The 13,450-nt window shown below is 35.9% G+C and carries 12 protein-coding genes and 2 tRNA genes; 3 read left to right on the forward strand and 11 right to left on the reverse strand.

Going from position 1 to position 13,450, the window contains the following annotated elements:
- Positions 1 to 155 precede the first annotated feature (155 nt).
- The 8 genes from IIF7_RS11600 to gdhA form a co-directional block, all read right to left on the reverse strand.
- Positions 156 to 893, reverse strand: a complete 738-nt coding sequence (locus IIF7_RS11600; RefSeq protein ID WP_084841866.1) for a GLPGLI family protein — start codon at positions 891 to 893, stop codon at positions 156 to 158.
- Between the two features lie 677 nt (positions 894 to 1,570).
- The gene (locus IIF7_RS11605) at positions 1,571 to 1,981 is read right to left on the reverse strand and encodes a hypothetical protein (protein WP_084841867.1); all 411 of its coding nucleotides are present in this window, start codon (positions 1,979 to 1,981) and stop codon (positions 1,571 to 1,573) included.
- Positions 1,982 to 2,138: 157 nt separating this feature from the next.
- Positions 2,139 to 2,846 carry a GLPGLI family protein gene (locus IIF7_RS11610; protein WP_084841868.1) on the reverse strand — a complete coding sequence of 236 codons (708 nt, stop codon included), beginning with the start codon at positions 2,844 to 2,846 and terminating at the stop codon, positions 2,139 to 2,141.
- Positions 2,847 to 2,926: 80 nt separating this feature from the next.
- Positions 2,927 to 3,679 (reverse strand): GLPGLI family protein, encoded by a 753-nt coding sequence (locus IIF7_RS11615; RefSeq protein WP_084841869.1) that lies wholly within the window; start codon positions 3,677 to 3,679, stop codon positions 2,927 to 2,929.
- A gap of 112 nt (positions 3,680 to 3,791) precedes the next feature.
- Positions 3,792 to 4,253: a hypothetical protein gene (locus IIF7_RS11620; protein ID WP_084841870.1), complete on the reverse strand. Its 462-nt coding sequence runs from the start codon at positions 4,251 to 4,253 to the stop codon at positions 3,792 to 3,794.
- Positions 4,254 to 4,641: 388 nt separating this feature from the next.
- Positions 4,642 to 7,038: a TonB-dependent receptor plug domain-containing protein gene (locus IIF7_RS11625; RefSeq protein ID WP_084841871.1), complete on the reverse strand. Its 2,397-nt coding sequence runs from the start codon at positions 7,036 to 7,038 to the stop codon at positions 4,642 to 4,644.
- A complete protein-coding gene (gene recO / locus IIF7_RS11630) occupies positions 7,038 to 7,757 on the reverse strand; it encodes a DNA repair protein RecO (protein WP_084841872.1) in 720 nt (239 codons plus the stop codon). Before recO ends, IIF7_RS11625 begins: the two co-directional genes overlap by 1 nt.
- Before the next feature lie 86 nt (positions 7,758 to 7,843).
- Positions 7,844 to 9,187 (reverse strand): NADP-specific glutamate dehydrogenase, encoded by a 1,344-nt coding sequence (gene gdhA / locus IIF7_RS11635; protein ID WP_084841873.1) that lies wholly within the window; start codon positions 9,185 to 9,187, stop codon positions 7,844 to 7,846.
- Between the two features lie 199 nt (positions 9,188 to 9,386).
- On the opposite strand from gdhA, the gene IIF7_RS11640 reads away from it, so the two are divergent.
- On the forward strand, positions 9,387 to 10,148 hold the full coding sequence (locus IIF7_RS11640; protein ID WP_084841874.1) for a THC0290_0291 family protein: 762 nt from the start codon (positions 9,387 to 9,389) through the stop codon (positions 10,146 to 10,148).
- Between the two features lie 3 nt (positions 10,149 to 10,151).
- Here IIF7_RS11640 and IIF7_RS11645 read toward each other — a convergent pair whose 3' ends face one another.
- Genes IIF7_RS11645 through IIF7_RS11655 form a run of 3 tightly spaced genes read right to left on the reverse strand, consistent with a single transcriptional unit; the run spans position 10,152 to position 12,780 of the window.
- A complete protein-coding gene (locus IIF7_RS11645) occupies positions 10,152 to 10,772 on the reverse strand; it encodes a hypothetical protein (protein ID WP_084841875.1) in 621 nt (206 codons plus the stop codon).
- Positions 10,762 to 11,364 carry a bifunctional nicotinamidase/pyrazinamidase gene (gene pncA, locus IIF7_RS11650; protein WP_084841876.1) on the reverse strand — a complete coding sequence of 201 codons (603 nt, stop codon included), beginning with the start codon at positions 11,362 to 11,364 and terminating at the stop codon, positions 10,762 to 10,764. Before pncA ends, IIF7_RS11645 begins: the two co-directional genes overlap by 11 nt.
- Before the next feature lie 6 nt (positions 11,365 to 11,370).
- Entirely contained in the window at positions 11,371 to 12,780 is a 1,410-nt protein-coding gene (locus IIF7_RS11655) for a nicotinate phosphoribosyltransferase (protein ID WP_084841877.1), read from the reverse strand.
- 446 nt (positions 12,781 to 13,226) lie between these two features.
- Between IIF7_RS11655 and IIF7_RS11660 the strand changes: the two genes are divergently transcribed.
- Together IIF7_RS11660 and IIF7_RS11665 are read left to right on the forward strand one after the other, a co-directional pair.
- Positions 13,227 to 13,300 (forward strand) — tRNA-Asn (locus IIF7_RS11660).
- 57 nt (positions 13,301 to 13,357) lie between these two features.
- Positions 13,358 to 13,431 (forward strand) — tRNA-Asn (locus IIF7_RS11665).
- Positions 13,432 to 13,450: the final 19 nt, after the last annotated feature.

Below are 13,450 nucleotides of genomic sequence, written 5' to 3' on the forward strand. Positions count from 1 at the left end.
TTAACAGAGTCTTTAACAGTGCCTATCTGAGAAACTTGGGAATAACATGTACAAATAACTAAAAGAAATGCAACGTTGAATAAAAACAATTTTAAAATCAAATGATTATCATTTAAATTACTTGATTAAACCTCTAATTATAAAAGATGATTATATTATTTATTCTCCTTTATAGATTCAGTATAGTCACTTATCATTTTATAAGATTCCTCTTGAGTAATCACCTTATCATTGTCCTTTAATTTCTTAATTTTAATCTTTTTATCTTCTGGATTCAAATTTATACTTGTTGCAGTAATTGTAAATAGATCCCTCTCTATTCGCAATACCAATCCAGGTAATCCATTATAATATTTAGGCCCAAAACTCAAAGGAATTACCGGTGTAAACCATGCAGTAACTTCTCTATTATAGAAAAAACCCTGCCTGCTAAAAAGTTTTTCCGTTGCCGTGGCTTTAAAGCAAGTATATTCCCCAATTTTTTTGCTATCCTTTGTTATTTTCCAGTCTAATTTTTTAAGAATTATGTTCCCAAGAGAAGGGCTATATTCGAAAATATCATTTTTTTTATTTGTAAAATAAGCGTTTTTTCCTGCTTTGCTACCCACATTATAGGTAGATGTTTCTATATCTAATTTTGGTTCATAATAAAAATAAGATTCTCCATTCTTTATATTTAATATATATTCATCAGGTATTGCTTCCTTATACATTTTCTTCACACCATCTTTAATATGTTTCGGAACATCTTCTTTATTTTCTAGGTCAGTCAAGAAACTATCAACATAAGTTTCATTTATAACTGCTTTATATTCAACTATAGCCGTAGTTTTTTGAGCATAAGTAATACTACTGTAAAGGACTATAATGAAAATGAATAGCTTTTTACTCATATTTAATTTTAAAAGGTTAAAACGTCCTTACATTCAATAAGTTCCGATTGTAAGGACGTTTGATTAATCTATCAAGATTTAAAAGCCGCCGCATCCGTTTCTATCCATGCACTCCAAAAATCCCTGATGATCATTAGGATTTCCGAAATCACATAATGTGAATATAGTAGTACAAGGAATTGGTTCACCAAGATTTTCTGATTCTTGACTGTTTTCAGCTTTTAACTGTGAGTTAGGTGTGCTATCAAGCCCAGTACAAAAACTGAACTAAAAGCAATAGTTTTAAAAAATTTCATAATTAAAAATTTAAAGATTAATAGAAACATCAATCGATAAGTTGCGCAATAAATCGTTGAATAACATAAACCTACACCTTTTTGTCGGGGGGGGACAAATCAAAACTGTTAAAATTAACGTCCTGGCCTAAAATAGGGGAAAATACCCTAAAACCCTATAATACAAATCATTAATTACTTCCTAAATTCTTCATCACTTTAGCGCCAATCTCTTCAAAATCTGCCTGCGTGACCTGCTTACCTTTACTTGGTTTTTCTATTTCAACACTCTCTCTATCTTCAATGCTTACTGCGGTATAGGTTTTCTTATTTCTTTCTAGTTCGAAATTCGGTATTAATCATGGCTATTTTCTATTCTCTAATATCTAAAAGCGAAGCGATCTAAAGTTCTCTTTTTTTTAGTGCTTTTAGGTCTATTTTCTGAAACCAATTTTGCCCATCGATATTTAACTTTTTTGCTTCTAAAAGGTAGCGTTCGGTTTTTATATTTTCTTGAATTGCTTTTCTCATTTCAGCATTAACATCGATGATATAGCCCATATCAAGATCATTATCGCCAAAAATTCTGAATATAATTTGTTGATCTACTTTAAAAGGCTGCTTGCGCAGCATCTTTGTAACCTGATTTTGTACATCTTGAAACAAAGTTTTTTCTTCCTCTACATAAATAGTTTTATTCGCATTTATAAAAACATTTAGGTAAAAAACATTGTTATTTTCTATCGAAGATTGTGCACTCACGCCTATTGAAAAGCCTAAAACACATAATAAAACAACTAAATTCGCTCTCATCGTTTAAAATTTTCGAATTGCTTAAAAAAGCTAAATTTCCTAATTATCCCTTTTGCACTGCTGCTGATTCAGAATATAAATTGATCCGTCATTTTTAAAGGTGTCGATTCCAGCATCCTGGGCGTAACCGGTTAAAAAACTGAAAACATACTTCATCTTAATCTTGTTTAAAAAAGGTACCGCGCATATCATCCAGCATCTTGTTATATTTTTCTGCGGAAATTATTTTGCCAAAATCTGGTTTTTTAATATTTACAGGTTGGTTTGTGCTAATTTCGACTAAAGAAAGCACAAAGGTTCCTCTTTTCACTTCAACAATTAAACCCGGCAAACCACCAAAACCCAAAGGCCCAAAAGATGCAGGGATCTGTGGCGTGAACCAAACCTCCTTGATAGTGCCATTTTCTGGAAGCTCAGCTTTAAAACAGGTAAATCTGTTTATGATTTTGGTCTCTTTAGTAACTATCCAGTCGAAATCTATAGAATCCTGAACCGTATATTTTTTTCCGGTAGTTTCCGAAGTTTTTAGCCAAATACCACTTTTTGTGTTTTGGTAAAACTCACCGCTGCCTATCATTGCATGCCCAATCTTTGCAGATCCCGGCATGTTGACATCATTATCCATTCGATCAACCAGCTTAAACGAAGAAACTGAATCGTTAAACTGTAATACAAAATCAAACTCTAAACTTGCTTCCCTAGCTTGATTCAGTGTTTTAACGGCGTATCGATGGCTTTCATCATCTGGCTTTTTAATTTCGAACTCCTTAAATTCTACGATCTTGTAATGACAAATCGTACCAGTTTGAGCATAGAAACTCAACGAAAGGAATATAATAAAGTGATAAAATAGTGGCCGAAACATAGATTTTTGATAGATGAAAAACCAAGATAACAAATAAAACTAAACGATTAGTTAAAACAGAAAGGAATTAACGGTATAGACTAAAATTCTGTTCCATACATTTCACTTCTCTTCTTAATTTCTAAAAGTTTCTTTTTAACAATACTATCTTTCTCTTGATAAGTAATCGTGTTTTTCCCTGATGGAATTTCTAGAGTTAAATCTTCTCTACTTTCTATTTTAGTTGCGAAATATGTAATCATATTATCTTTCGTAACTTCCAAAATTAAGCCTGGCAGCCCATCAAAATCTAATGGCCCTGTAGAAACAGAAATCTCTGGGGTAAACCAGGCTTCTACAGGTATCCATAACGGCTCCATATACTTATCGTAACTTTCATATTCCATTGTAGCTTTAAAACATTTATAGCCTAGGATCATTTTATGTTCTTTAGTGATTTCCCAAGAGTTATACTTCTTTTTATCTGCCAAGACAATGCATTTTTTACCTGCAAATTCATCCAATACAAGCTTCAATGAATCATCTTTATAAAAAACATCCCTCCCTCCAGAATGCCTCAATGCCGCAGAATAGCCTCTCATTTTCTTATTATCTGAGTTTATTGATTTTTCAGCATAAAATAATGAAGCCTTTTCTTTGATTAATAAACTAAGGTTCACAAAAGGCATTGCATTAATTTCATCCCTCAAATAGGATCGTGCAAGATGATTTTCTATTCTTGAAAGGTCTTTGTACTTCTCGGTATAATCAACTTTATAATTTATTTCAAGATTTTGCGCAAAAGCACTAAAGCAAAATCCAAAAATCGAAAATATTAGCAATAAATTTTTCATAATCTTAAGATTAATAATTCCAAGACAACATGTAGTCTACTTAAAATCAGATAATAAATAAAAAATAAGGTGAAAATCCCCTAATATTCGTATTCATTAAATGCTATTAAAATCAGTTTAGCGAAATATTCAACACCGCTGTTTTCAGCCTTAAATAATCTTTTTCTAAAACTTCAACCTTAGCAATACTGCTAGCATATAATCTTAGATCTTTGTCTTCAACTAAATATCCATTCACATAAAGATCTGTTTCACTATCCAGGCCGAAGAAATTATTTATTTCAGATTGCGATTTTGCTTCAAACTCCTTCTGAATTTCTAAAGTCACAATTCCCGGGTTTTGCTGATCTACAAATAACATTTTAGAACCGATAGTTTTATCTTTAAAAAGCTTCATTTCAGAAAAATATTCTTCTGGAATACTTTTTAATATACTGCTTCCCGCGATGATTTGATCGTTGATCACAAATACCGGATTTTCTGAAGTATCCTTAGCCAATTTTACACGCGCTACCTGGGCATTTAGCGTAAAATTCCCTAAAGCGAAAATCATTAAAACAAGTAGTTTTTTCATGGAAAGTAAGGTTTAATTGATGATAAAGGTTAAATGCGCTCGTCCCAATTACTATCGCAATGCTTCGAAAGTTCATTTTCAAACAAACGCCTGATTGCGCTGAAGTGATTAACAGAACAAAAGCATTTTTTGATTATCCGTAATTTTTAATAATTCGTTTTTATCGTCATTCCGGACCTGCCCGCCTGACTGCCGTCAGGCGGGCAGGTCCGGCAGGCGGGCTTGATCCGGAATCTCATGTAATATTGAAAAACAACCTATTGTGATGAGACCCTGAATCGAGTTCAGGGTGACCACACTCCCTATGACTTATTGCGGACGTTCATTAGCATTTTTAAGCCATTTCAATATAGTCAATTCCTTGAGAATAACTTCGGGTATAAGTCCCCTAAAATTTAAAACGTGCTGAAATGATCAAATTTCGGCCTGCAGCGGCAATTCCAGAACTGTAGGTGCGGTAACGCTGATCTGTAATATTTTCTACGGAAGCAGTGAGCAACCAGTTTTCATCTAAATCGTACTGCCCGGTTAAATTTAAAGTATACCAGGATGGCGAATATGGGTTTCCGTTTGCATCGATCGCATACAAATAGGCTTTCCCCTGCTCTGAAGTTGCCAGGTCGTTATAACTAATCTCTCCGTTGTATTCAGAAAAAAGATCGAGTTTCACTTTCTTTTTATGCCAGATTAAATGAGTGTTTCCAAAAAGTGGCGCCGCATGTCGTAAAGGCGCTACAGAGCCATCATCTAATTCTTCTTCGCCTTCAGTGATCGCGATTTTTGACGCAAAACGTAAAGCGACTGAAAAATCGACCTCAACATTTCCTTCAAATCCATAAACATAAGCATTCGATGCATTTTGGATGGCCTGGATGTTGCTTGTTTCACCCTGGTAATCGATCTCTGTTTGCCCGTTCAAATTAAAATCGCGACGAACCATCGCATCTTCTAACCAGGTATAAAAACCTGCAAAACCAAAGCGAATATTTTCAGCCGGTAACCAGTTTACTCCAATTTCAGCATTATAAGCATATTCTGGTTTTAAATCAGGATTTGGGACAACCACAGATCCTGGTTCAGAATCAAAAATTTTCCCTACATCGTCGATATTTGGTGCTCTAAAGGCTGTAGATGCATTTACGCACCATTGTAAAAACCGGTTTTGTTTCCAGTTAATCCCTGCGCTGGCAGTTAATGCACCGGTATTGATATCGGCATCGCTAAACGGAAAATCGTATAGATTTTCATCGAATTTCGCATCTAATAATATGTGATTATATCGCAAACCCGACTGGAAATTTAGATCGTCCTGAATTTGCCATTGATAGGTTGCATACGCTGCCAAAGATTGCCAGCTGGAATTATCTGGGTATCGCGAAGCAGTTTGCTGCTGTGCTCCCGAGTTTATATTTTCCTGAAAACCTTCAGAATTCACCTGGTTATTCACATATTCGAGTCCGTAAAACAATTTGCTCCCTTCAAAAGCTTTTTCGAAATCAAGATTCGCTGAATAAGCGCCCACATTTTCTTCAGTATTAAATAAAATTTCTGAACCAAAATCGCGATCGTGGCGACTTTCTTCAAAAAACTGATAAGCCAGCGTAAATTGCGCCTTATCGTAAAGTTCGCCGTTGCCTTTTTTATTGATCTTAAAATCACCTAAAAACCATCGCTGCGGCCCATAATACCATTCGGCTGCCCGCAACTGCCCATTTCTTCTGCGGTACAAACGATCGTATCTTGGATAGTCTGAAGTTTCGCTGTAAATAAGCCCAAGATTGAAATTCCAAGTTTCATTGGGCATGTATTTTACTTTTTCAAGCAGGCTAAGCTGCGTATATCCCGTTGGTTTTTGAATTAACGGATCATCATTCTGCTCGACCACATCTTCACCATTTTCCTGCGTCACATATTCTGGCCTTAGATAAGAATCGGGCCCATGTTCTCCCATTTTAAGATCACCAAAATCTGAATACGAAACCGAGGTCTGAAATGCCCAATTTCGCCTTCCTAAATTCACATCGGCATGTAAAGTTTGCTCGTTATTTGCCGAGGAATATCTTCCGTAGAAATTACCGCTTACAGAAGTTTCTGCACCAAACGAAAATCGAGGTTTTAGCGTATAAAAATTCATCACGCCGCCAATTGCATCACTACCATAAACCACGGAACCGGGACCTAAAATCACTTCAGACCTTTCGATCGCTAAAGGATCGATATTAATTACATTTTGCAGGTTTCCACTTCTGAAAATTGCGGTATTCATTCGCACGCCATCTACAGAAATTAAAACGCGATTGGTCGCAAAACCACGAATCATGGGGCTACCGCCGCCTAACTGACTTTTTTGTACAAAAACCTGCCCTGTACTTTCTAAAAGATCTGCGGAAGTTTGCGGGCTATTTTGAATAACATCTCCCCGGTCTATACTTACAATTTTCTGCGGAATTTCGTCTTTTTGAAGCTGAAATTTTGCTACGGAAAGCACTACCTGATCCAGCTTATTCTGGTCTTCCTGAAGATAAACGATCTGGTCTTTGATCTCAGATTTTCTAATCTCGAATAATTGATGCGAAACATGCTGAAAAAAAAGTACTTCAGAAATATCGAATTTTGATATATCGGCGCGTCCTTCAAAATTACTCAGGCTGGTTTTGGTCTTTTCAGCATTAAAAATAATGACATCGCTTAAAGGTTCTTCGGTAGCTTTATCGAGAACAATGATGTGCTGAGAAAATAGATTTCCGCTTAAAAAAATAAAGAAGAAAATGACTAAAAAACGCATTAATTAAAGATTTCGTTGAGGACAGTTAGGGATTTTGGTTTTCTAAAGCCTTCGATATGCAATTCGTAATACAGCAGCAACATTTTTAAAAAATCAGATCGTTGCTGGCCGGTTAATTTTATCTGCTGCATGTCGTTAAAGCTCACATTTAAAAATGCTCGCAAAATATCAAGATTTTCGCCTTCTACGCAATATTCGTTGGTTTTAACAGGCTCAAAAGTTCCTTCCAGCAAATTGAAAAACGGCTGCTCTGTATTTAGATCGTCTGGCTGAAAGCCTAAAAACCCAGATAACTTCAGCAAAAACATAATATGGAAATTAGCGATCTTATCATGAAGATCCATCCAGCTAAAAGCAGTTTCTAGAAAATGATACATGGCAGGATTGGCTTCTTCTTCTCTAATCGCACTTTTTAAAATTTCAGCAATAAACATCACCATACTGGCTTTGATCATGTTGGTGTGCAGTGAAGTATAGGTGTTTATTACCTTGGCATCTTTTAGATATTCTAAAGTACCTTTATTCTTATGACTCGCCACAATATCGAGTTGCGTTAACAACTGAAACTGGCTGGCTTTAAACTTTCCCTTTTTCGATTTTAGAATTCCGCGTAGCATATAGGTGCGCAAACCACTTTCTAAAGAATATAGGTTCACAATAAGATCTGCTTCCCCGTATTTTAGCGCACTTATAACAATTGCTTTGGTCGTAACTATCATCGAAATTCCGTAATCATTCTGGCACGGGAAGGTATAAAAAAAGCCGCTTTTAAAAGCGGCTTTTTGATATTTATATGGGCTGATAATTATACCACACCCTGAGCTAACATTGCATCGGCTACTTTTACGAAACCGGCAATATTCGCACCTTTTACATAATCTACATATCCATTTTCGTCTTTACCATACTCTACGCATTTATCATGAATATCGTTCATGATCTGGTGAAGTTTGTTGTCTACTTCTTCAGCAGTCCAGTTGTAACGTAAAGAGTTTTGCGTCATCTCTAATCCTGAAGTAGCTACGCCACCCGCATTAGATGCTTTACCAGGAGAGAATAAGATCTTCGCCTCACGGAAAATTTCTATAGACTCTGGCGTACAAGGCATATTAGCACCTTCACCAACGCACATACATCCATTATCTACTAATTTCTTAGCATCTTCTTCTTTCAACTCGTTTTGAGTAGCGCAAGGTAATGCAACATCACATTTCACTTCCCACGGAGTTGTATTTGCATAGAACTTTGCATTGGTATATTTCTCTGTATACTCTTTAATTCTACCACGTTTTTCGTTCTTAAGTTCCATGATGAATTGTAGTTTCTCTTCATCAATACCATCTTCGTCATGAACGTATCCGGCAGAATCTGACATGGTCACTACTTTTGCTCCAAGCTCGATCGCTTTTTGAGCCGCATATTGCGCTACGTTACCAGAACCAGAAATCACCACAGTTTTACCTTCTAAAGATTCACCTTTGGTTTTTAACATGTTCTGTGCAAAATATACGTTACCGTAACCTGTAGCTTCAGGACGAATTAAAGAACCACCGTAAGACAATCCTTTTCCGGTTAAAATTCCGGTAAATTCGTTTTGCAACCTTTTGTACTGACCAAACATATATCCAACTTCTCTAGCTCCTACTCCAATATCACCGGCAGGAACATCTGTGTTATGACCAATATGTTTGCTAAGCTCTGTCATAAAGCTTTGGCAAAAACGCATTACTTCGTTATCAGACTTTCCTTTAGGATCAAAATCTGATCCTCCTTTACCTCCACCCATTGGAAGCGTTGTAAGACTATTCTTAAAAGTTTGCTCGAAAGCCAGGAACTTAAGAATACTAAGGTTTACTGATGGATGAAAACGTAAACCACCTTTGTATGGTCCGATAGCCGAGTTCATCTGGATACGATATCCACGGTTTATTTGAATATTACCTTCGTCATCCAACCATGATACTCTAAACATGATCACACGCTCTGGCTCTACCATACGCTCTAGTAACTTGGCGTTTTGGTACTTTTTATTTTTCTCTATAAAAGGAATTATCGTTTCAGCAACTTCGTGAACCGCTTGTAAAAATTCTGGTTCGTTTTGATTTCTTTGAGACACTTTATCCAAGAAATCCTTTATATTTTTTTCCATAAGGCGTCGCTTAAGTTTGTTTAAAAAAAATGTTTTTTCGCGGTGCAAATATATGAGATATATAAAAATTAGCGATAAAATTTTAGATTTTCATACAATATTAACTTTCTGTTGAATTTCATTAAAAAAAAGAAAATTTCAATTTAAAATTTAGCTTATCTTCTTTTTATATATTTGCCAAAACATCCTATAAACACCTGTGTTGAAGCGATTTTGTCTATATTTTTTAATCGGTTTTATATGCATTTTATCGCAAAATGCAAACAGCCAGGTATTACACGAAATTGGTGTAACAGCTGGTCCTGCAGCGATTACAACAGATTATGGGGAACGAGGAGAGTTTAGAAACTTCTATCAAAACCTTGGTTTTGGTGTAGGATTTCAGCACTACATGAACTTTGTTTATACCGGGAATAATTATCGTACCAACTACTTTAAAGATTTTTTTAGAGTTCGTACAGAGATCGATTATTTTCATTCGTATTTAGATCATTATGGTCCTATTTCCTATCAAAACAATCCGCGTGGAGAAATGCTTAGAGCCATGCATGGTGAAACCAATATTTTCGAATTTGGTACACAGTTAGAGTGGCATTTTACCCAAATTAGGGAGTTTTTAATTTTTGCTGAACGTTTTTCACCCTACATCACTGTAGGAGTGCATGCAGTTTATTATATCCCAGATGCCTACAGTGATCTTGGGCCTGTAGATAATCCAAGAGTATTATTCCCAGCATTTCAGGATGGATTAAATTTAGACAGCGGTTTTACTTATAATGTGCTTTTTGGTGGCGGTACGCGCTATCGCCTTGGTAGAAACAGCGATTTAGTAGCTGAAGTTAAATGGCAGTATTACGGCAACGATTATATTGAAGGTTTAGATGTACAGGGACCACAAAACCAGTCGAACGATTGGGCAATCTGGATAAATGTAGGATATATCCATTACCTGAATTTCTAAAATCTATTCCTGAAATTTATCGAATTCTCTCACCTTTTTACCAAGGCAGTTATTTACCAGCATCTCAAATTTAGAAGCATTCTCGATTTTAGTGACATAAACCTGAAGTGAATCTCCATATTTTAGTTGGATTACTTCCTCATTTACCTCTTTAAGACTTAAGCTGCGATCTGTTTTATCTTTAAATAAAACCTGGTTTCCTGCATTCAGCATAAAATCTTTAAGCTCAAAATTCTCACTTTTATGATTTCCGTAAATATCGATAGCTTCTTTAGAAATATAATATCGTGGAATTTCACCTTTACAAGGTTCATAAAATAAAAACTGATCTTTGTACTTTTTAAGCTCAACCAGCTTAAACAATGCATTTTGATGTTTCTTTACTTCGGAAGTGATTACTGAATCTAAGTTTCGATAAAAAACAGATGTTTTTGTGGTATCAATAAACAATTGATATTCATCCAGGTTTAATGCTGAAGCTGAAGTTCGCTCTGGAATACTATCTGAAGGAACTAGGTAAGGATCTTCAGGAATTACTTCAGTACTTACCTCTTCAGAAGTATCTCTTTTACAACTGAAAAGCCCTAAACAAATAATGAATATTAAAAGTATCTTATACCTCATCAGCATTTAAAATCTTTCCTGCTTTTTCTACAATTTCAGCTTTTGCTTTTTCAAAACCTTCAGCATCGATAGCTCGCGTAGCATCTTCAATCAAAAAAGAAGTAAAACCTTCAGCTAAAGCATCCTTTACACTAAAAGCCACGCAAAAATCACCTGCTAAACCTGCAAAATAAAGCTCGGTTACCCCTTTTTCCTTCAAATAACCGCTTAAACCGGTAGATTTTAAATGTGCATTATCGTAAAAACCGCTGTAACTATCAATTTCAGGATTTGTTCCTTTTCTAAAAATAGCTTCAATTTTATCCAATTTTAGCTCAGCGTGAAAATCTGCTCCCTTGGTTCCCTGCACACAGTGATCTGGCCACATCACCTGGTCGATTCCGTTTAGATCGATAATTTCATAAAGATCTTTCCCATGAGTGCTGGCAAAACTAGCGTGCCCTGCCGGATGCCAATCCTGAGTGGCAAGTACTAAATCGAATTTATGCTGAATTTTATTGATTATCGGCACAATTTGATCGCCTTCTGGAACTGCTAAAGCGCCACCGGGCATAAAATCGTTCTGAACGTCTATAAGAAGTAAAGCTTTCATAGCGTTTTACATTTTATGTTCACTAATTAGTCGGTCTCTTTCAGCTTTCAATTTCTCTGAAATACTTACTTTATAAATATGCGGATTGTTGAATCGCTTATATTCATACGGTAATTCGGCCAATCTTGATTTGCTGTATTCAGCAATTTCAGCAAGTGTTCTTTTCTTGATCTTCATTTCACCATTTTCCATCACCGGTTGCAATAATGGCTCTTTTTGATAAGCCGAAATATCTAAAAATTTATACGGCTCTGAAGGGTGAAAAACTTTAGAAAGCTCCGCATCATTTTCATTCTCCATTGCAATTACATCTACCCCAACACATTCGCCATTTTTATCTTTCATTCTGTACACCTGCTTACGATGCGGCAAAGTGGTTTTTATCAAACTTTCTGAAATTTTAATTCTTGGCTGCCCGTCTGAAAATGTAAGTTTATAAACTCCGTCTAAAGCAGCATCTGGTTTCCCAATCACAAGGTTTGTGCCCACACCGTAAACATCAATCGGCGCATCCTGTTCCTGCAAACTTTTAATTACAAACTCATCTAATTGATTAGAAGCAGCAATTTTAACATAGTCTAAACCGGCATCATCTAATTGCTTTCTTGCCTTTTTCCCAAGGTAAGCCAAATCGCCACTATCCAAACGAATAGCCATTAATTTTTGGCCGCGCTCTTCCATTTCTTTAGCCACGATTATCGCGTTTGGAACACCACTTTTTAAAGTATCATAGGTATCTACTAAAAGTACACATCCTTTTGGACGCCCTTTAGCAAATTCACGAAATGCCGTTAACTCGTCATCATAGCTTTGGATAAATGAGTGCGCCATAGTTCCTGAAACCGGAATATCAAGATCTCGCCCGGCAATTACATTACTGGTACCATTAAAGCCACCGATCATCGCAGCTCTTGAAGCATAATAACCGCCTGGCCCTTGTGCTCTTCGCAATCCAAAATCGAGCAATACACGCTCACCAGAAACCAATCGCATTCGGCTCGCTTTTGTGGCAATAAGAGTCTGAAAATTCAGTAAGTTTAGCAATATCGTTTCGATGATCTGGGCTTCGATCAAATTCGCTTCTACCTGTAAAACAGGTCGGGTTGGAAAAACCACATCTCCTTCCTGTACCGAATAAATATTTCCTGAAAATTTAAAATTCGATAGATATTCCAGAAAGTCATCTTCAAAATCGTACTGCTTTAAAAACTCGATATCTTTCTTACTAAACCTAAGATTGGTGATAATTTCGAGTAAATCTTCTAAACCGGCAAAAATGGCAAAACCACTTCCGTAAGGGATTTTTCTAAAATAATAATCGAAAACTGCTTTGGTATCGCGCTTTCCGTTTTTAAAATATACCTGCGACATCGCAAGCTGATATTGATCGGTATAAGTTGCCGTAAAATCGAACATAAAATCTTGGTTTTGTAACTCGCTTATCGAGATTTGAACTATTTTCTAATTTCTAGTAGAATTAGTTCATTGAATTTCAGCAAAACTTTATCTAATTTTATTGCTGAACAATACAAATTTAAGGCTTTGCAAATGTTTTGAGGCTTTTCCCTGTACGAAAATTGTATTAAAAAGTACATCAACCAATTCATCTTCGGAGTAGCTGAAAAATCTGGCCTCCATTTAATCCGAAGTTGAATCTTTCAATCGTTTATGGTCAAATTAGGATTCGAGATCAAAATATTTACCTAATTTATTAAGTTTATAAAGAGTAGATTTTCAGCTTTATAGCGTACCGGTATTTCTACATTTCAATTTTATTTAAAATACAGCTTCATTTTTTTTAATAATATTTAGTGATAATTAAAAATTCCATTATATTTGCATCCGCAAAATTGATTGCAAATTCCTCCTTAGCTCAGTTGGTTAGAGCATCTGACTGTTAATCAGAGGGTCCTTGGTTCGAGCCCAAGAGGGGGAGCAAAAAATTTTTAGGGCAAATTCAGCTGCCGAGAATGCTGAAAACATATTGATATATTCCTCCTTAGCTCAGTTGGTTAGAGCATCTGACTGTTAATCAGAGGGTCCTTGGTTCGAGCCCAAGAGGGGGAGCAAAAAGCCGCACTATTTT

Origin of the sequence: Zunongwangia atlantica 22II14-10F7, assembly GCF_002094855.1 — a bacterium.
GTDB lineage: Bacteria > Bacteroidota > Bacteroidia > Flavobacteriales > Flavobacteriaceae > Zunongwangia > Zunongwangia atlantica.